The following is an 18,215-nucleotide window of genomic DNA, read 5'->3' on the forward strand; positions in this document are numbered from 1 at the left end:
CATGGGCCCGCGTCGCCGCTGGTTCGGCCCGCACCCGCTGAAGAAGCGGGTGCTGAAGAACGCCGCCGCCGAGGCGGACCAGTTCCGCCGCCGCGCCGCGGTCGCGTTCGCGTTCGTGCTGCTGGGCGTGCTCGGGCTGGGCTTCTGGTACTACCGCCTGCAGGTGCTGCAGCACGCCGATTACGTCACCCGTTCCGACGCCAACCGCATCAAGCTGCGGCCGGTGGTGCCCGGGCGCGGGCTGATCTACGACCGCAAGGGCCGGATCCTGGCCGACAACGTGCCGGCGTTCCGGATCGACGTCACCCCCAGCGAGGCCGGCAAGACCGAGACCTGGATGCCGTCGCTGGCCAAGCTGATCGCGCTGTCGCCCGAGGACATCCAGCGCTTCGAGAACGAGCGCAAGGCCACCCGCGGCTTCAAGCCGATCACCCTGAAGCTGCGCGTGAGCGACGAGGAGGCAGCGCGGTTCTCGGTCGACCGCTGGCGCTACCCGGGCGTGGAATTGGTGTCCTACCTCAACCGGCGCTATCCCTACGGCGAGCTGTTTTCGCACGTGATCGGCTATGTCGGCCGCATCGACACCAAGGATCTGGAGACGATGGCCGAGGGCAACGCGGCCCTGACCCACGTCGGCAAGACCGGCCTGGAGCGCTATTACGAGGAAGCGCTGCGCGGCAAGGTCGGCTACGAGAAGATCGAGACCAACGTCGACGGCCGCCCGATGGGCCAGGTCGGGCACGTGCCGGCGCAGCCGGGCGCGGACCTGCGCCTGAGCATCGACCTGGACCTGCAGCGGGCGATGGAAGCCGCGTTCGGCGAATTCGACGGTTCGGCGGTGGCGGTCGATCCGCGCACCGGTGAGGTGCTGGCGATGGTCAGCCTGCCGGGCTACGACACCAATCTGTTCGTCAACGGCATCTCCAGCGCCGACTACCGTTCGCTGATGGACAACCCGTCGCGGCCGATGTTCAACCGCAACGTGCTCGGCGGCGGTCCGCCGGGTTCGACGGTGAAGCCGCTGATCGGCCTGGCCGGCCTGGACAGCGGCCTGCGCCGCGCCGAGGACAAGGTGTTCTCGACCGGCGAGTTCCACATCCCCGGGCAGAAGCGCGGCTACCGCGACGCCCACGGCGGCGCCGGCTGGACCGACCTGCGCAAGTCGATCTCGCAGTCGGTGAACTACTACTACTACAAGCTCGCCTACGAGATGGGCATCGCCCGTTTCGAGCAGTACATGCGCCGCTACGGCTTCGGCGGGCCGACCGGCATCGACCTGGCCGGCGAGAACAGCGGCGTGGTGCCTTCGGCGACGTGGAAGGCCAAGCGCAGCAAGGAAGGCTGGTACCCGGGCGAGACCGTGATCGCCGGCATCGGCCAGGGCTACTGGGTCGCGACCGCCTTGCAACTGGTGCGCGGCACCGCGGCGATCGCCAACGGCGGCGACCTGCGCCGCCTGCACCTAGTACGCGAGCGCCGCGACGGCTACGAGACGCCGTGGACGCCGGTCGAACAGCCGGCGCCGACCCGCATCACCGACAACCCCTCGCACCTGCGCGCGGTCCAGGAAGGCATGGTCGGGACCATGCTGCCCGGCGGCACCGGCGCCGGCCTGGTGCGCGGCGCGCCGTACCAGAGTGCGGGCAAGACCGGTACCGCGCAGAAGATCAGCCGGCGCGGCAACGTCAGCGTGAATCCGCATTCGCTGCCGTATCACCTGCGCCACCAGGCGCTGTTCGTGGGTTACGCGCCGGCCGATAACCCGACCATCGCGGTCGCGGTGGTGGTCGAGCACGGCGGCTACGGCGCCAGTTCGGCCGGCCCGATCGCGCGCAAGATCTTCGATGCCTGGCTGCTGGGCAAGATGCCGGAGCCCGATCCGGCCGACGCCAACGCGATCGCGCCGCTGACGACTCCGGTCGCGGCGACGACGGCGCCGGTCGCGCTGTCGGTGAACCAGGACGGCGTGGTGGTCAACACCCCGGCGCCGGTGTCGCCGGCGTTCGCGGTCGGTGCGCTGAGCGCGGAAGCGCTGGCGCGCGAGGCCGCCAAGGGCCACGCCAACGCGCCGACCTTGAATGCGCGCCGCGATGCCTCGGCGACGCAGGCGCGGGCGACCCCTGCGGCCGCGGCGACCGCGCCGGGGCCAGGCGCCGCGGCTGACGCGCGCCGCGCACCCGTGCCTGCGCCCGCGAGCGCCGCGCCGCGCCCGCGGAACCCCGCGCCGCCGCCGGAGCCGCGCCGGTGAGGCAGATCCTGCGTTGGTTGTTCGACCTGATCGCGCGCGCGCTGCGCACCGTCGATCTGCCCATGCTGGGCGCGCTGCTGGCGCTGATGGCGATCGGCCTGGCGGTGCTGTACAGCGCCGGCGACCACTCCATGCGCATGGTGTTGGCGCAGGGCTCGCGCTTCGCGGTCGGCCTGGCGGCGATGTGGGCGCTGTCGCGCATGCCGACCTCGCAGCTGCGCAACTGGACCCCATTGGTCTACGGCGTCTCGCTGCTGCCGCTGCTGCTGGTGCTGGCGATCGGCACCGGCAAGCACGGCCGCCACTGGATCGACCTCAAGGTCTTCTATTTCCAGCCCGCCGAGCTGCTCAAGCTGAGCCTGCCGATGATGGTGGCCTGGTACCTCAACCGCCAGGCGCTGCCGCCGCGGTTGTTCTCGGTGCTGGTCGCCGGCGTGGTGATCGCGGTGCCGACCCTGCTGATCCTGCTCCAGCCCGACTTCGGCACGGCGATGCTGGTCGGCATCAGCGGCGCGTTCGCCTTGTACCTGGCCGGACTGCCGTGGTGGTGGTTCGGCGCGGCCTTCGGCGGGGTCGCGGCGGTCGCGCCGGTGGCCTGGTTCTGGCTGCTGCGGCCGTACCAGAAGGACCGCATCCTGACCTTCCTCAACCCCGAGTCCGATCCGCTGGGCACGGGCTGGAACATCATCCAGTCCAAGATCGCGATCGGCGCCGGCGGCATGACCGGCAAGGGCTGGCTGCAGGGCTCGCAGTCGCACCTGAACTACCTGCCCGAACACACCACCGATTTCATCTTCGCCGTGCTCAGCGAGGAATTCGGCTGGCTGGGCGTGGCCGTGGTGCTGAGCCTGTACCTGTTCGTGGTCGGGCGCTGCCTGTGGATCGCGGCCGAGGCCCGCGACGGCTATTCGCGCCTGATCGCCGGCGCGCTGGGCCTGGCGTTCTTCGTCTACGTGATCGTCAACGGCGGCATGATCGCCGGCCTGCTGCCGGTGGTCGGCGTGCCGATGCCGCTGCTGAGCTACGGCGGCACTTCGGCGGTCTCGCTGCTGGCCGGCCTGGGCGTGGTGATGGCGGTGCGCGCGCATCGGCCGGTGCACGGGGGGCGGTAAGGGTAAAGCGGTCTTCATCCGCCCTTCGGGCCCCTTCTCCCGCAAGCGGGAGAAGGGGGAAGCATCGGCGCTTGCAGATGGAAGCACCGGTGCTCTCAACGGAAGCATCGGCGCTCTCCGACGGAAGCAGCGGCTCTCTCAATAGCCCCTCTCCCGCTCGCGGGAGAGGGGTTGGGGTGAGGGCCGCTCCAAAACTCCCCCGTCTTCCCGCGCCGATTAAGCAACAAAACCTGACTATCGGCCGCGATCTTCACGAATTCACGGTTTTGGCCCCTGTTTTCGCGTGCTACCCTCGCGGCGATGATTCGACGCCCCGACACCGTACGCCGCGCCGCGATTGGCGCGCTCACTCTCGCTCTGGCGGCTTGCGCCACCCAGGCGCCGCCCCCGACTGCCGCCCAGCTCCAGCCGCCGCCGCCGATCGCTGCAACGTCGACCGCCAAGCCCGATCCGCTGGCGCATCTGCCGCCGCCGGTGGTGCCGATGCCGATCGAGCAGGCCCGCGCCGCGTTCGTGCGCGATACCGCCGCCAAGTATTCGATCGACCCGGCCTACATCGAATCGGTGCTGGCCAAGGCGCAGATCCGCGACAGCATCGTCGCGGCGATGTCGCGTCCGGCCGAGGCCAAGCCCTGGCGCGACTACCGCCCGATCTTCGTCACCCAAAAGCGCATCGACGGCGGCCGCGCCTTCCTGGCCGAACACCGCGAGCAACTCGCACGGGTCGAAGCGCAGACCGGCGTGCCGGCTGAAATCATCGTCTCCATCATCGGCGTCGAAACCAGCTTCGGCGGCAATACCGGCAGCTACCCGGTGATCGATGCGCTGTACACCCTGGCGTTCGCGTACCCGCGCACCGGCGACCCGGCCAAGGCCGAACGCGAGAACCGCCGCGAGGCCTTCTTCCGCGACGAGCTCGGCCAGCTGTTCGCGATGGGCAAGGAAACCGGGCTCGACATCGCCACCCTGACCGGCAGCTACGCCGGCGCGATGGGCTGGGGCCAGTTCATGCCCTCCAGCTACCGCCAGTACGCGGTCGACGGCGACGGCGACGGCAAGAAAGACCTGTTCACCGATCTCGACGACGTGTTCGCCTCGGTCGCCAACTACTTCGTCAAGAAGGGCGGCTGGGTGCGCGGCGGTCCGATCGTGGTGCGCGCCAACCGCGACGCCACCGCGTTGGACTTCAAGCCCGACAACATGGATCCCATCATTCCGCTCAGCGACCTGGCCGCGCGCGGCTATCGCCCGCTGGGCACGGTCGCGCCGACCGAAACGGCGACCTTGCTGAACCTGGAAGGCGTCGCCGGGCCGGAGTATTGGCTCGGCTTCCGCAACTTCTACGCGATCACCCGCTACAACATCTCCGCTCACTACGCGATGGCGGTGTATCAGTTGTCCGAGGCGATCGCCGGACGGGAGAACCCCTTGGCCACGAACAGCACCGGACAGCCTCCGGCATGAAGCGGCTGATCGCCGCGATCCTGCCCCTGGCCCTGGTGGCCTGCGCTAGCGCCCCCAGGAAACCCGCTTCCCAGTCGGTCGCCTTGCCCGACCGCGGCGGCGTCGGCCGCAGCAATTTGCCGCCGTCGCAAGGACGCAAGAAGTCGCCGTACGCGCCGGCCCAGGAAGACGTGGGCAAGCGCGGCAACTACACCGCCGGCGGCCTGTACGCGCCGGGCCAGCGCGACAGCACGCCCGACCACGTGCCCGACGTCGACGCGATTCCCGAACCCGAAATCATCGCCGAGCCGCGCTCGCGTTTCGGCAACCGTTCGCCGTACACCGTGTTGGGCAAGACCTACCGTGTGCTCGACAACCACGACGACTACGTCGAGACCGGCACCGCGTCCTACTACGGCCAGAAATTCCACGGCCGCCGCACTTCCAACCTGGAGGTGTACGACATGTACGCCTTCACCGCCGCGCACAAATCGCTGCCGCTGCCGAGCTTCGCCCGCGTCACCAACCTCGACAACGGCAAGTCGGTGACCGTGCGCGTCAACGACCGCGGCCCGTTCCACGACGGCCGCGTGATCGATCTCAGCTACGCGGCGGCGGTCAAGCTGGGCATCACCCAGCGCGGCACCGGCCGGGTCGAGGTGCGCGCCCTGCATCCGGGCGATGCGCCGCCGCCGGCCTACGCCCGCGCCGCCAACAACCCGCCGCCGGCCGTTGCGGCCACGCCGGCCGCAGCGCCGCCCAGCGCGATCGATCGGCTGGTGTCGGCGATGCCGGTCGCCAGCGCCGCCGCGAGCGAACTGCCGCCGGGCGCGCGCATCGCCACCGGCAAGCCGGCCACGCTCGCGAGCGGGGCCGCCAAGCCGGCCGCTGCCGTGGCCGCGACGCCGGGCGGCGACTATCGCTTCGACATGATGCAGAACGGCAAGGCCATGAGCGCCGACGAGTTCGAGCTGTGGATGAAGTCGCGCCAGGTCCGCGTCGCCACCGGCAAGGCCGTGCGCATCGAGTCGGCGCCGCCGCGCAAACTCAGCCGCGCCGAACGCCGCGCGCTGGAAAAACGCCAGAAGGCCGAGGCGGTCGCCGCCGCCGCGCTGCCGGCGCCGCCCAAGGCGCCGCCGCCGCCGACTCCGGCCAAGGCCGCGACCGTGGTCGCCGCCGCCATCGAACGCAATGCCGTGCCGCGCGACGGCGACGTGACCCTGCAGGTCGCCAGCTTCAGCGCGCGCAGCAACGCCGACCGCGCTCTGGGTATGCTCAAGAGCGCCGGCATCGACGATGCCCGTCTGCTCGACGGCGACGCCAACGGCCAGAAGGTCTGGCGCCTGCGCGTGGGCCCCTTGCAGGCCGCCGCGGCGCCGGAACTTGCCGCGCGCATCGTCGGTCTGGGGTTCGGACAACCGCAGCGCGTGCGCGACTGAGCGCGCAGGAGCTACATCTCGCTCCGGATGCGTCCGGAGCTGCGCGGGGCAGGACGTCCCGCCGTCGATCGCGGCCCGGGACGGCCGCGTCGAACAGACGGGGAGGGCGCAGGCCCGGCCCCGCCGATCTGGAACGCCCCGGACGGGCGGCTCCAGCGCAGAATTCCCAGCCCAGGCCGGCACGAGACCGGCTCCCCGGAGTAGTAGAACGATGAAAGCCCGCTTCACCCCCCGCGCTGCGGCGCTCGCCGCGCTGACCGCCGCCTGCCTGGTCACGACCACCGCCGGCCTGGTCTTCGCGCAGTCGCCCGTTCCGAGGCCCGCCGCGGCCCTGCCGCCGGCCAGCGATTCGCTGCCGGTGCCGCCGCCGCCGGCGATCAAGGCCAGCGCCTGGGTGCTGATGGACGCCGCCAGCGGCAACGTGCTCGCCGGCGAGAACATCGACACCCGGGTCGAGCCGGCCAGCATCACCAAGGTCATGACCAGCTACGTGATCGCCGCCGAGCTCAAGGGCGGCAAGGTCAAGGACACCGACCAGGTGATGATGACCGAGAACGCCTGGCGCAAGGGCGGCGCGGCCACCGACGGCAGCTACTCCGGCTTCGAGGTCAACAAGACCGCGCCGCTGGTCGACATGGAAAAGGGCATGGTGGTGCAGTCCGGCAACGACGCCGCGATCGCCCTGGCCGAGCACGTCGCCGGCAGCGAGGATGCCTTCGCCGCGCTGATGAACCAGTACGCCGCGCGCATCGGCATGAAGAACTCGCACTTCATGAACCCGCACGGCCTGTCGCAGGAAAACCACTACTCGACCGCGCGCGATCTGGCCCTGCTCGGGCGTGCGCTGATCCACGACTTCCCGGTCGCGTACTCGTACAACAAGATCAAGGAACTCAAGGTCGGCCCGATCCTGCAGTCCAACCGCAACCGGCTGCTGTGGCGCGACCCCTCGGTCGACGGCATCAAGACCGGCCACCACTCCGGCGCCGGCTACTGCCTGATGGGCTCGGCCCTGCGCGGCGACCAGCGCCTGATCTCGGTGGTGATGGGCTCGACCTCGGACGATCAGCGCACCGTCGACAGCCAGGCGCTGCTGAACTGGGGCTTCCGCTTCTACGAAACCCACCGTCTCTACGACGCCGGCAAGGCCATCGCCAAGCAGAAGGTCTGGAAGGGCACGGCCGACGAAGCCCAGCTCGGCGTCGCCGAGCCGCTGCTGGTCACGGTGCCGCGCGGCAAGTACGCCCAGCTCAAGCCGAGCATGGACGTCAGCAAGACCCTGGTCGCCCCGATCAAGAAGGGCCAGGCCGTGGGCACGGTCAAGGTCGTGCTGGACGGCAAGGTCATCGCCCAGCGCCCGCTGGTCGCGCTCAACGCGATCGAAGAGGGCGGCTTCTTCAAGCGCCTGTGGGACGAGTTCTGGATGTGGTGGGAGTCGGAATAAACGGCTCGCGCACCGCAGCGTGAATCAGGAAAGGCCGGCGCAAGCCGGCCTTTTCCGTTGCGGCGCCGCGCGCGCGAGTTCCGATGCCGATTCCTGGCCGATTCCTGTAGGAGCGGCGTGAGCCGCGACCGCGCGCTCGCGCTGGCGACGTCCCTCCCGACTCACCCTCGTAGGATGTGGTGAGCACAGCGAACCGCATCGCCCACGTCACTCCCCAAACGACCGCCTCCCGAAATCCCGCGCCACGCCCCAATCGATGGGATAGACGCCGATACGAACGTAACGATGAAAACTCGAATACGGCCAATCCTTCGCCGTCATCACCAAACCGTGCTTCACCGGGTTGTAGTGGATGTAGTCGCAGTGTGCATTCAGATCGGCCTGATCGCGGATCAGATGGTCCCAGAAGCGTCGCTGCCAGATTCCGCGCTCCCCGCGCCCGCTGCGACTCGTCGATCGTCGTTCCAGCCGGGGTAACCGCCGTGCGAATCCGGCTTTGATCAGGCCCCAGCGCAGGCCGATACCGGTGTCGTCCGGCGGCAGCGTCCATACGGCGTGGAGATGATCGGGCAGCACCACCATCGCCTCGATCCGGAAGGGATGGCGCGTCTTGACCGCCGCAATCACGCTGCGAAGCAGTTCGACGCGTTCGATCAGCAGTCGATTGTCGCCACGCAGGGCGAGGTTGGTGGTGAAGAACCAAGTCGCGCCGGGCGCGAACGGGCGGCGATAGCGGGTCATCGTCCTGGCTCGAAGTGAGTGAGCTCAGGGTGGTAGCTGCGATGCGCTTTCGGTATCCGGAAAAGGCGTGTTCGAGGGTGGGGGAAGTCTGACGTGAGAGGGGAGGGTGATGCGGTTCGCTACGCTCACCACATCCTACGGTTGGCATGGTGGCGATCGGGCGCGCCCTAAAACCGCAAAAAATACGGAATCGCTGCCAGCCCGGCCCCGATCAGCACCATCGCCCAGTTGTTGGACACGAAATAGGGGAACACCATCAGCCCGAGCCCGCACAGCAGCGGCACCGGGGCGCCCTGGCGCTTGCCGTAGATGAAGTAACCCAGGCCGATCGAGCCGAACAGCAAGCCCCACCAGAGCGACGCTGTATTCATCTGCTGTGACTCCTGCAACCGGTGCCTGAGCGCATCCTACGCCGGGTTGGGTTCGGGCTCCCGCGGACCCATAATCGACGCATGAACATCAACTCCGACAACCCCGATCACGGCTTCCAGTTCCCCGGTACGTTCGAGCTCAGCGCCATGGGCTCGGCCGAGGCCGGGCTGGAGCGCGCGCTGCCGCAGCTGCTGATCGGCGCCGGCATCGAAGTCGAGGCCGAAACCATCCAGTGGAAGCATTCGGCCAGCGGCAAGTACGTGTCGGTGCGGATCAGCTTCCGCGCCGTCAGCCGCGAGCAGTACGACCTGGCCCACCAGGTCCTGCGCGAGCATCCGGAAGTGAAGTGGACGCTGTAATCGACGCGGTCGCGGCGGTACTGGGCGGCGCGGGCCGCCTGCCGGCCGCGCAACTGCGCGACCTCGGCCGCCAGCCCTACGAGCCGGTCTGGCGTGCGATGCAGGCCTTCACCGACGCCCGCGACGCCGACACCCCCGACGAGCTGTGGCTGGTCGAGCACGACCCGGTGTTCACCCTGGGCCAGGCCGGCAAGGACGAGCACGTGCTGATGCCGGGCGACATCCCGGTGCTGCACGTCGACCGCGGCGGCCAGGTGACCTACCACGGCCCCGGCCAGATCGTGCTGTACCCGCTGCTGGACCTGCGCCGGCTTAAGGTCGGCGTGCGCGAGTACGTGGACCGGATCGAGCAGGCGGTGATCGACACCCTGGGCGAATGGAACATCGAGGGCGGCCGCCGCGACGGCGCGCCCGGCGTCTACGTCGCCGGGGCCAAGGTCATGGCCCTGGGCATCCGGGTCCGCCGCGGCTGCACCTTCCACGGCCTGGCCTTCAATATCGCCATGGACCTGTCGCCCTACCAGCGCATCAATCCCTGTGGTTACCAGGGGTTGCAGGTGACCTCGGTGGTAGACTTGGGCGGCCCGTCCGGGCTGGACGCGGTCAAGCCGGTCCTGGTCGACCACCTGGCCCGGCAGTTCGGCCTGACGGTGGAAACCGCCGAGCCGTTGAGCTTCTGATTGCCCACTCCTGTCCTCGGGAAGGGGTGTTCGATCCCCTTCTCCCGCTAGCGGGAGTGGGTGTTTGATTTTCCTTCTCCCGCAAGCGGGAGAAGGTGCCCGAAGGGCGGATGAGGGCCCGCGAATCCGCCAGCCGCCGCGAAACCCGCGGTGCCCGCCCTCAGCCCAACCCTCTCCCGCCAGCGGGAGAGGGAGCCAAACGACAAGAGTCCACGCAGCGCCATGACCGATCCCGCCTCCAAGACCATCCCGCTCACGGTAGTCAGCGGTAGCGACGCGCCGGCGGTGCTGCAGTCGACCACCATGACGCCCGGTGCGAAGCAGCTCGGCGGCGACAAGATCAACCGCTCGCCGGTGCAGTTCGTCGACGCCCCGGTGCTGCGCAAGCCGTCCTGGATCCGCGTGCGTATCCCCTCGGGCAATTCGGTCGCCCAACTCAAGGCCAAGCTGCGCGAAAACCGCCTGGTCACGGTCTGCGAAGAGGCCAGCTGCCCGAACATCCACGAGTGCTTCAGCCACGGCACCGCGACCTTCATGATCCTGGGCGAGGTCTGCACGCGCCGCTGCTCGTTCTGCGACGTCGCCCACGGCCGGCCCAAGCCGCCGGACGCGAGCGAGCCGGCCAACCTGGCCCGCACCGTCGCCGACATGGGCCTGAAGTACGTGGTCATCACCAGCGTCGATCGCGACGACCTGCGCGACGGCGGCGCCCAGCACTTCGTCGACTGCATCGCCGCGGTCCGCAGCGAGAGCCCGCGCACCAAGATCGAGATCCTCACGCCCGACTTCCGCGGCAAGGGCCGCATGGAGCGCGCGCTGGAGATCCTGAACACCAACCCGCCGGACGTGTTCAACCATAACGTCGAGACCGTGCCGGACCTCTACAGCAACGTGCGCCCGGGCGCCGACTATCAGTGGTCGCTGACCCTGCTGCAGAAGTTCAAGGCCCAGCACCCGGAGGTCGCGACCAAATCCGGCATCATGCTCGGCCTGGGCGAGACCATGGAGCAGGTGCAGGCCACGCTGCGCGACCTGCGCGCGCACGACGTCGACATGATCACCATCGGCCAGTACCTGCAGCCGACCCCGCACCACCACCCGGTGCTGCGCTACTGGACCCCGGACGAGTTCAAGGAACTCGAGCTCTACGGCATGGCGCTGGGCTTCACCCATGTCGCCTCGGGCCCGCTGGTGCGCTCGTCCTACCATGCCGACCGCCAGGCGATCGAAGCCGGCTTCGCCGCCGCCTGAGTGCGCCGCGCCTCGCGAGGGCGCTGCGCATGTGCGCCAACCGGCCCCTTTCGAACGGTCGCGCGCCGCGGCCGGGCTCGACGATGGCCGAATGCCCGCCGTCGGGCCGCGGCCGATCGAGCTGCCGACGGCTGGCCCGGCGTGCCAGCGTAACGCCCGGCTAACGCCCTGCTAACCCCCGTCGTCGCGAACCTGAACGCCATTCGCCCCCGGATGCCCGAAACCCTTACTGCCGCGCGTGACAGGCACGGCAACTTTCGGCACTGTGGGCTTGTCCAATCCCGCTACATCCTCGACGCCTAGGCCAAGCTCGGCCATGAAGACCCCCGCGATGACCGCCAAGACCACTCTGCTCGCTTTCCTGCTGACCGCCCCGCTCGCGCTGCTCGCGCGTGCCGATGCCGGCGGCGCCCCGAACGCGTTGGCCAACGCGCCGACCGCCGACCAGGCCACCGCCGCCAAGCTCGTGTACGGCGTGCTGTCCGACAGTCGCTACGCCTACCGGCCGCGCGCGCTCGACGACACCCTGTCGGCCGACATGCACAAGCGTTATCTCGAATCGCTGGACGCGGGCAAGCAGTACTTCACCGCCCAGGACATCGCCAAGTTCGATGCCTACAAGACCAAGCTCGACGACGCCATCCGCGGCGGCGACCTGAGCCCGGCCTACGCGATCTTCGCCACCTTCAAGCAACGCGTCGACGAGCGGGTGAACTACGCGCGCGCGCTGCTCAAGCAGGACATCTTCAGCTTCGAAGGCAACGACCGCTTCGAATACGACCGCGAGAAAGCGCCGTGGCCCGCCGACACCGCCGCGCTCGACGCGCTGTGGAAGCAGTCGGTGCGCAACGACTGGCTGCGCCTGAAGCTGGCCGGCAAGAAGCCCGAAGACATCCGCAAGACCCTGGACAAGCGTTACCAGAATCTCGCCAAGGGCTTCTCCGAGCTCAAGAGCGAAGACGTGTTCCAGACCTTCGTCAACAGCTACGCCAACGCGATCGATCCGCACACCGACTACTTCACGCCCAAGTCGGCCGACAACTTCAACATGACCATGTCGCTGTCGCTGGAAGGCATCGGCGCGGTGCTGCAGAAGCAGGACGACGTGGTCGCGATCCGCGAGATCGTGCCCGGCGGTCCGGCCGGCAACTCCGGCAAGATCAAGGTCGGCGACCGCGTGGTCGCGGTCGGCCAGGGCGACAGCGGCGCGATGGAAGACGTGATCGGCTGGCGCATCGACGACGTGGTCGCCAAGATCCGCGGCGCCAAGGGCACCAAGGTGCGCCTGGACGTGATTCCGGCCGAAGCCGGCCTGGACAGCAAGCCCAACCGCCTGGTGCTGGTGCGCGACAAGGTGCGCCTGGAAGACCAGGCCGCCAAGTCCGAAATCATCACCATCCCGGCCACCGGCGACGCCCCGGCCAAGCGCATCGGCGTGATCAAGCTGCCGGGCTTCTATCAGGACTTCGAAGGCCGCCGCAAGAACAGCACCGATTACGCCTCGGCCACCCGCGACGTCAGCAAGCTGCTGACCAAGCTGCGCGCCGACAAGATCGACGGCGTGGTCCTGGACCTGCGCTACAACGGCGGCGGTTCGCTGGACGAAGCCATCGAGCTCACCGGCCTGTTCATCGACCGCGGCCCGGTGGTGCAGGTGCGCCAGTCCGGCGGCCGTATCGAGGTCAACGGCGACGACGATTCCGGCATCGCCTGGGAAGGTCCGCTGGCGGTGCTGATCAACCGCGGTTCGGCCTCGGCCTCGGAAATCTTCGCCGGCGCGATCCAGGACTACGGCCGCGGCCTGGTCATCGGCGAGACCACCTTCGGCAAGGGCACCGTGCAGAACATGCTCGACCTCGACCGCTGGCCGGCCAACGAAGGCCCGCGCTTCGGCCAGGTCAAGCTGACCATCGCCCAGTTCTTCCGCGTCAGCGGCGGCTCGACCCAGAACAAGGGCGTGGTGCCGGACCTGTCGTTCCCGGCCTCGGTCGACGCCAGCGAATACGGCGAGAGCACCTACGACAACGCGCTGCCGTGGACCAAGATCGCCGCGGTGCCGCACGTGCGCTACGGCAACTTCGCGCCGCTGCTGCCCAAGCTGTCGGCGTTGCACGACAGCCGCGTCGCCGGCGACAAGGAATTCCAGTGGTGGTCGCAGGACGTGACCGAGTTCCGCGAGGAGCGTGCCAAGAAGTCGATCACGCTCAACGAGGCCGAGCGCCGCGCCGAGCGCGACCGCGACGACAGCAAGCGCAAGCAGCGCCAGGCCGAGCGCAAGACCATGGGCCTGGACCTGGATCCGCTGGCTGACGACAACGGCGACGACGGCCTGCAGTCCAGCGAGCGCAACCTGGCTCAGGAAGTCGCGCGCGAGAAGGCCGCCGAAAAGCGTCCGGACCCGCTGTTGCGCGAATCGGCCTCCATCCTGGCCGACGCGGTGCGCCTGCTCAACGACGACCGCCAGCTGTCGGCGCAGGTGCTGCCGACCGCGAGCAAGCCGGGGCATTGGGCCGACTGAGCCTCTGCTGCACGATGTATCGACAGGGCGCGTTCCTTCGGGGCGCGCCTTCGTCGTTTTTGGCCACCGCAGCGACGTCCCGGCCCGGCCTGAGCGGGTGCTGACGCGGGCCAGGGCTGGGGTGCAAGAATCGGATATCGCGCCTGCGCAGGCGGCCGTACCCTGAGGCCATGAACGCCATGACCCCGATCCGCGATCTCACACCAGTCGACAAACTGGATCACGCCCGCGCCCTGCTCGATGCCGGCGAGCCGACCCTGGCCGATCTGGCCGCGGCGGTCGGCATCAGCGCCTCGCACCTGCAGCGCCGCTTCACCGCGCGCTTCGGGATCAGCCCGGCCGAGTACCTGGCGCAACGCAAGCTGGGCACGCTGAAGTCGGCGCTGCGCGAAGGCAGCGACGTCAGCGCAGCGCTCTACGACGCCGGCTACGGTTCGCCCTCGCGCGTGTACGAGGGCGGCGCGGCGCGCCTGGGGATGACCCCGGCACGTTACCGCGCCGGCGGCGCCGGCGAGCAGATCCGCTGGAGCCTGGCGCGCACCGCGCTGGGTACCGCCCTGGTCGCGACCACCGGACGCGGCGTGTGCATGGTCGAACTGGGCGACGACGCGGTGGCGCTGGAGGCCAAGCTGCGCGCCGAGTTTCCGCAGGCGCAGCTGGAACGCGTCGACGCCGGCCGCGACGAATTCCTGGCGCCGCGCCTGCGCGCGGTCGCCGATACCCTCGGCGGCCAGGCCCATGCGGTGCCGGTGGACCTGTTGGGTACCGCGTTCCAGAAAAAAGTCTGGGACGCGCTGATGAAGATTCCGGCCGGGCAGACCCGCAGCTATGCCCAGGTCGCCGAGCAGATCGGCGCGCCGGGCAGCGCACGCGCGGTCGCGCGCGCCTGCGCCGGCAACCGGGTCGCGGTGGTCGTGCCCTGTCATCGTGTGGTGCGCGGCGACGGTTCGCTGGGTGGGTATCGCTGGGGGCTGCCGCTGAAGGAGAAGTTGCTGCAGCGCGAGCGGGCGGCTTGAGATGTAGGGTGGGGTGAGCCGCAGGCGCATCGCGTCCTGCGAACGTCGGTGCCGCGGCATTGCGGCATGACGGGTAAAGCGATCGCGGCTTACGCTGCTCCCACAGGAAGCGCGCGGCTTGTTTCGCGAACGCGGTATGGTCGTACTCGCGCTGGCGCGCTGAGGGTGCGGTCGCGGCTCACGCCGCTCCTACCCCAAAGCCGCGCCTTCCGCGGAAGCGGCGTGAGCCGCGAAAGCCGCGCCTGCTTGTAGGAGCGGCGCGAGCCGCGAAAGCCGCGCCTGCTTGTAGGAGCGGCGCGAGCCGCGAAAGCCGTGCTTCCTGTGGGAGCGGCGTAAGCCGCGATCGCGACACTCGCTCGCCGGCGCGATTGGCGCTGGCTCAGCTCCGCCGTCCTCAGCGCCGCTTGCGTGTCGCCTTCGGCGCATCGCGCGTCGGCAGCTCCAGCCCGAGTTTGACCACGTCGAACACCAGATGGGTTTCGTAGCGCTTGATGTTGCCTTCGTCCAGGAACAAGCGCTCCGCGACCTGGCGGAAATGGGCGACGCCGGTGGTGGCCAGGATCACCAGATAGTCCCATTGCCCGGCCAGCACGTAGCACTGCTGCACTTCCGGCGCGGCGCGCATGCGCGCGTAGAACGCGGCGTGGCGGCTCGCCGATTCGCGCTCCATCGTCACCCACACCGCGGCCAGCGTGCTGCCCAGGGCGATCGGATCGAGCAGCGCGACTTGGCGGAGCAGGCCGTGCTTGCGGTAGCCGGTGAGGCGGCGCTGGACCGCGCTGGGCGACAGTCCGATCGCGTCGCCGAGCGCGGTCAGGGTGGCCGAGGCGTCGCGCTGCAGCAGCCCCAGCAATTTGTGGTCGAGTTCGTCGAGGGCGAGGGGAGGGCGGGCCATGCAAAAATTTTGCGTTCAAGCGGGCAAATTTTCAATCGCCTGTCGGCCCTCGCGGATAGTCTGAATGGGTCGAACCACCCGAAGAGCCGCATGCAGCGCCTCGCCCCCACCGCTCCCCCAGTCCGCGCCGGCGTCGAGCGTTACGGGGTGCGCGTCGCCTCGCGCGCGGATATCGCCGCCATCCACGCCCTGATCCGCGAGCACGGTCCCAGCCCGTGGAACTACCTCGCCGAGCCTGCGCTGTCCGCACACCTGCGCGCGATCGGCGACGGCGTGGACGCGGTATTGGCCAGCCTGGACGACGTGCCGGTCGCGGTGGCGACCTACGCCGTCAGCGACGACTTCGCCTGCTACCAGAGCGCCGGCCGCGAGCGCGCGCGCCACGGCCACATCGGCGAGGTGGTCGTGCATCGCGAGCATCGCGGCGCCGGTCTCGGTGCGCACTTGCTGCGCGAGGCGGTCGCGCAGTTGCGCGCGCGCGGCCTGCGCGAGTGCTATGCCGAACGACACGAAGAGAACGCGGGTTCGGCTGGCATGATGCGCAAGGCCGGTTTCGTCGTGGTCGACACCTTCCACGACCCCATGCGCCGCAACGTCGGCAGCTGCCGCACCGCGGTCTGCGTGCACCGATCCCGCTGACACCGATCCAAATGACACCGATCCAACCGACACCGATCCGCTCCTCCCCCCTTCCTCCCCTCGGAACCACAACCGCATGAGCGCCGCCTCACCCACCGCAGCAAGACTGGCCCCCGGCGCGATCGCGGTCGCGTTCGCCCTGGCATCGGTCTACATCCTGTGGGGCTCGACCTACCTCGCCATCCGTTTCGCCCTGGAGAGCTATCCGCCCTTCATCCTGGGCGCGCTGCGCATGTTCGTCGCCGGCGCGCTGATGTACGCCGTGCTGCGCTGGCGCGGCACCGCGCCGCCGACCCGCAAGCAATGGCGCACGCTGTGGCTGCTGTCGATCTGGATGGTGCTGCTGTCCAACGGCCTGGTGAACCTGGCCGAGACCGAAGTCGGTTCCGGCCTGGCCGCGATCGCGGTCGCGTCGATGCCGCTGTTCGCCGGCGTGTTCGCGATGCTGCGCGGCCGCCATCCGTCGAAGATCGAATGGGTCGGGCTGGTGATCGGCTTCCTCGGGGTGATCTGGCTCAACGCCGGCAGCGCCTTGTCGGGCTCCACGCTGGGACTGGTCTGCCTGATCATCGCGCCGATCGCCTGGGCCTGGGGCTCGATCTGGAGCCGCGACCAGGACCTGCCGTCGCCGTTCATGGCCGCCAGCGCGCAGATGCTGACCGGCAGCGTGTGGATGCTGGGCGCGGCCGCGATCACCGGCGAGCGCATGAGCGCGCTGCCCAGCGCCAGCGCCACCGGCGCGCTGCTGTACCTGGTCGTGGCCGGCTCGATCTTCGGCTTCACCGCCTACATCTGGCTGCTGCATCATGTGCGTCCGGCGCTGGCGACCAGCTACGCCTACGTCAACCCGCCGATCGCGGTGCTGTTCGGCGCCCTGCTCGCGGGCGAGCGCTTCAGCTCGCACGACCTGGGCGCGATGGCGGTGATCCTGGTCGGCGTGGTCATCATCACCCTGGCCAAGGCGCGCGCCGCGCGTGCGCCGGTGGTGCCGGCCCCGAACGAGCCGCCGGCATGACCCCGGCGCAGGCGGAAGGGCGGCGCGGTCTGTGGATCGCCGCCGCCTCGTTCGTGCTGTGGGGCCTGATGCCGCTGTACTGGCATCTGCTCAAGGCGGTGCCGTCGCTGCAGATCGTCGGCCACCGCATCGTCTGGAGCGCGGCCATGGTCGCGGCCTGGCTGTCGTGGAAGCAGGGCGGCGAGTGGTTGCGCGGCGTGCTCGCGCAGCCGCGCAAGGCGGCGATGCTGGCGCTCAGCGGCGTGCTGATCGCATTCAATTGGGGCCTGTACATCTGGGCGGTCAACGCCGGCCACGTGATCGAGACCAGCCTGGGCTACTTCATCAATCCGCTGGTCAACGTGGTCTTGGGCGTGGCCCTGCTGCACGAGCGCATGAACCGGGTGCAGTGGCTGTCGGTGGCGATGGCCGCGGCCGGCGTGGGCTGGCTGACCTGGCAGTACGGGCAGGCGCCGTGGATCGCTATAGGTTTGGCGCTGTCGTTCGCCGCCTACGGGTTGATCCGCAAACTGGTCGCGGTGGAAGCGGTGACCGGCCTGGGCATCGAAAGCGTCTACCTGTTCCTGCCCGCGCTGGGCGTGCTGCTGTGGAGCGAGAGCCACGGCCTGGGCGGCTTCCTCGGCGGCTGGGGCCTGGGCCTGGATCTGATGCTGATCCTCGCCGGCGCGCTGACCGCATTGCCGCTGATCGGCTTCGCCTACGCGGTGCGGCGGGTGCCGTTGTCGGTGGTCGGGCTGATGCAGTACATCGCGCCGACCCTGCAGTTCCTGATCGGCGTGCTGGTGCTGCACGAACCCTTCGACCGCTCGCGCCTGATCGGCTTCGTGTTCATCTGGATCGGCTTGCTGGTCTTCGCCGGCGAAGGGCTGTGGCGCTCACGGCGGCAGGCGGCACTGGCGGCCGCATGAGCCGCTGCCCTGGGGTAGGAGCGGCGTAAGCCGCGACCCGGAGTTCCGACACGCGACGCCGGTTTCGCGGCGGCTGCGGATTCGCGGTCGCGGCTTACGCCGCTCCTACCCCAAGGCATGGCGTTGATGTTCCGC

At 69.5% G+C, this 18,215-nt stretch carries 15 protein-coding genes and 1 pseudogene; 13 read left to right on the forward strand and 3 right to left on the reverse strand.

Features of this window, described 5'->3' with window-relative positions; genetic code table 11:
- Position 1: 1 nt before the first annotated feature.
- From mrdA to ASD78_RS02025, 5 genes and pseudogenes are all read left to right on the forward strand, one after another.
- Positions 2-1,870 (forward strand): annotated as a pseudogene (mrdA, locus tag ASD78_RS02005) (penicillin-binding protein 2); the annotation flags it as partial.
- Positions 1,871-2,244: 374 nt separating this feature from the next.
- Positions 2,245-3,360, forward strand: coding sequence for a rod shape-determining protein RodA (gene rodA, locus ASD78_RS02010; RefSeq protein WP_055908261.1), 1,116 nt, complete (start codon positions 2,245-2,247; stop codon positions 3,358-3,360).
- A 300-nt stretch (positions 3,361-3,660) separates the two neighbouring features.
- Positions 3,661-4,824: a lytic murein transglycosylase B gene (mltB, locus tag ASD78_RS02015; protein WP_056098003.1), complete on the forward strand. Its 1,164-nt coding sequence runs from the start codon at positions 3,661-3,663 to the stop codon at positions 4,822-4,824.
- The gene (locus ASD78_RS02020; protein WP_056098005.1) at positions 4,821-6,242 is read left to right on the forward strand and encodes a septal ring lytic transglycosylase RlpA family protein; all 1,422 of its coding nucleotides are present in this window, start codon (positions 4,821-4,823) and stop codon (positions 6,240-6,242) included. The genes mltB and ASD78_RS02020 overlap by 4 nt, the downstream gene beginning before the upstream one ends.
- A 211-nt stretch (positions 6,243-6,453) precedes the next feature.
- On the forward strand, positions 6,454-7,686 hold the full coding sequence (locus ASD78_RS02025) for a D-alanyl-D-alanine carboxypeptidase family protein (RefSeq protein ID WP_056098007.1): 1,233 nt from the start codon (positions 6,454-6,456) through the stop codon (positions 7,684-7,686).
- A gap of 207 nt (positions 7,687-7,893) precedes the next feature.
- Here the strand turns inward: ASD78_RS02025 and ASD78_RS02030 are convergent, their stop codons facing one another.
- Together ASD78_RS02030 and ASD78_RS02035 are read right to left on the reverse strand one after the other, a co-directional pair.
- Entirely contained in the window at positions 7,894-8,427 is a 534-nt protein-coding gene (locus ASD78_RS02030; RefSeq protein ID WP_056098009.1) for a transposase, read from the reverse strand.
- 167 nt (positions 8,428-8,594) lie between these two features.
- A complete protein-coding gene (locus tag ASD78_RS02035) occupies positions 8,595-8,798 on the reverse strand; it encodes a hypothetical protein (protein ID WP_055908273.1) in 204 nt (67 codons plus the stop codon).
- A gap of 81 nt (positions 8,799-8,879) precedes the next feature.
- Between ASD78_RS02035 and ASD78_RS02040 the strand changes: the two genes are divergently transcribed.
- The 5 genes from ASD78_RS02040 to ASD78_RS02060 all read left to right on the forward strand — a co-directional run bounded on the left by ASD78_RS02040 (position 8,880) and on the right by ASD78_RS02060 (position 14,623).
- The gene (locus tag ASD78_RS02040; RefSeq protein WP_056098011.1) at positions 8,880-9,158 is read left to right on the forward strand and encodes a DUF493 family protein; all 279 of its coding nucleotides are present in this window, start codon (positions 8,880-8,882) and stop codon (positions 9,156-9,158) included.
- A complete protein-coding gene (gene lipB, locus ASD78_RS02045) occupies positions 9,158-9,838 on the forward strand; it encodes a lipoyl(octanoyl) transferase LipB (protein ID WP_156087545.1) in 681 nt (226 codons plus the stop codon). The genes ASD78_RS02040 and lipB overlap by 1 nt, the downstream gene beginning before the upstream one ends.
- A 222-nt stretch (positions 9,839-10,060) precedes the next feature.
- Positions 10,061-11,089, forward strand: a complete 1,029-nt coding sequence (gene lipA / locus ASD78_RS02050; RefSeq protein WP_055908282.1) for a lipoyl synthase — start codon at positions 10,061-10,063, stop codon at positions 11,087-11,089.
- A 331-nt stretch (positions 11,090-11,420) separates the two neighbouring features.
- The gene (locus ASD78_RS02055) at positions 11,421-13,607 is read left to right on the forward strand and encodes a carboxy terminal-processing peptidase (protein ID WP_156087546.1); all 2,187 of its coding nucleotides are present in this window, start codon (positions 11,421-11,423) and stop codon (positions 13,605-13,607) included.
- A 170-nt stretch (positions 13,608-13,777) separates the two neighbouring features.
- Entirely contained in the window at positions 13,778-14,623 is an 846-nt protein-coding gene (locus ASD78_RS02060; RefSeq protein WP_235566418.1) for a methylated-DNA--[protein]-cysteine S-methyltransferase, read from the forward strand.
- 394 nt (positions 14,624-15,017) lie between these two features.
- On the opposite strand, the gene ASD78_RS02065 is transcribed toward ASD78_RS02060, so the two are convergent.
- Entirely contained in the window at positions 15,018-15,518 is a 501-nt protein-coding gene (locus ASD78_RS02065) for an Lrp/AsnC family transcriptional regulator (protein ID WP_055908289.1), read from the reverse strand.
- 90 nt (positions 15,519-15,608) lie between these two features.
- Between ASD78_RS02065 and ASD78_RS02070 the strand changes: the two genes are divergently transcribed.
- The 3 genes from ASD78_RS02070 to rarD all read left to right on the forward strand — a co-directional run bounded on the left by ASD78_RS02070 (position 15,609) and on the right by rarD (position 18,080).
- Positions 15,609-16,157, forward strand: coding sequence for a GNAT family N-acetyltransferase (locus ASD78_RS02070; RefSeq protein ID WP_056098016.1), 549 nt, complete (start codon positions 15,609-15,611; stop codon positions 16,155-16,157).
- Between the two features lie 76 nt (positions 16,158-16,233).
- On the forward strand, positions 16,234-17,172 hold the full coding sequence (gene yedA, locus ASD78_RS02075) for a drug/metabolite exporter YedA (RefSeq protein WP_056098018.1): 939 nt from the start codon (positions 16,234-16,236) through the stop codon (positions 17,170-17,172).
- Positions 17,169-18,080 carry an EamA family transporter RarD gene (rarD, locus tag ASD78_RS02080; RefSeq protein WP_055908298.1) on the forward strand — a complete coding sequence of 304 codons (912 nt, stop codon included), beginning with the start codon at positions 17,169-17,171 and terminating at the stop codon, positions 18,078-18,080. Before yedA ends, rarD begins: the two co-directional genes overlap by 4 nt.
- Positions 18,081-18,215: the final 135 nt, after the last annotated feature.

The sequence above is a fragment of the Lysobacter sp. Root667 genome (assembly GCF_001427715.1).
In the GTDB taxonomy this organism is placed as follows: domain Bacteria; phylum Pseudomonadota; class Gammaproteobacteria; order Xanthomonadales; family Xanthomonadaceae; genus Lysobacter.

Excerpts from the sequence above, each read along its gene's own strand:
- mltB (WP_056098003.1), top strand. The coding sequence starts at position 3,661 with ATGATTCGACGCCCCGACACCGTACGCCGCGCCGCGATTGGCGCGCTC.
- ASD78_RS02020 (WP_056098005.1), top strand. The coding sequence starts at position 4,821 with ATGAAGCGGCTGATCGCCGCGATCCTGCCCCTGGCCCTGGTGGCCTGC.
- ASD78_RS02025 (WP_056098007.1), top strand. The coding sequence starts at position 6,454 with ATGAAAGCCCGCTTCACCCCCCGCGCTGCGGCGCTCGCCGCGCTGACC.
- ASD78_RS02030 (WP_056098009.1), bottom strand. The coding sequence starts at position 8,427 with ATGACCCGCTATCGCCGCCCGTTCGCGCCCGGCGCGACTTGGTTCTTC.
- ASD78_RS02035 (WP_055908273.1), bottom strand. The coding sequence starts at position 8,798 with ATGAATACAGCGTCGCTCTGGTGGGGCTTGCTGTTCGGCTCGATCGGC.
- ASD78_RS02040 (WP_056098011.1), top strand. The coding sequence starts at position 8,880 with ATGAACATCAACTCCGACAACCCCGATCACGGCTTCCAGTTCCCCGGT.
- lipA (WP_055908282.1), top strand. The coding sequence starts at position 10,061 with ATGACCGATCCCGCCTCCAAGACCATCCCGCTCACGGTAGTCAGCGGT.
- ASD78_RS02055 (WP_156087546.1), top strand. The coding sequence starts at position 11,421 with ATGACCGCCAAGACCACTCTGCTCGCTTTCCTGCTGACCGCCCCGCTC.
- ASD78_RS02060 (WP_235566418.1), top strand. The coding sequence starts at position 13,778 with ATGAACGCCATGACCCCGATCCGCGATCTCACACCAGTCGACAAACTG.
- ASD78_RS02065 (WP_055908289.1), bottom strand. The coding sequence starts at position 15,518 with ATGGCCCGCCCTCCCCTCGCCCTCGACGAACTCGACCACAAATTGCTG.
- ASD78_RS02070 (WP_056098016.1), top strand. The coding sequence starts at position 15,609 with ATGCAGCGCCTCGCCCCCACCGCTCCCCCAGTCCGCGCCGGCGTCGAG.
- yedA (WP_056098018.1), top strand. The coding sequence starts at position 16,234 with ATGAGCGCCGCCTCACCCACCGCAGCAAGACTGGCCCCCGGCGCGATC.
- rarD (WP_055908298.1), top strand. The coding sequence starts at position 17,169 with ATGACCCCGGCGCAGGCGGAAGGGCGGCGCGGTCTGTGGATCGCCGCC.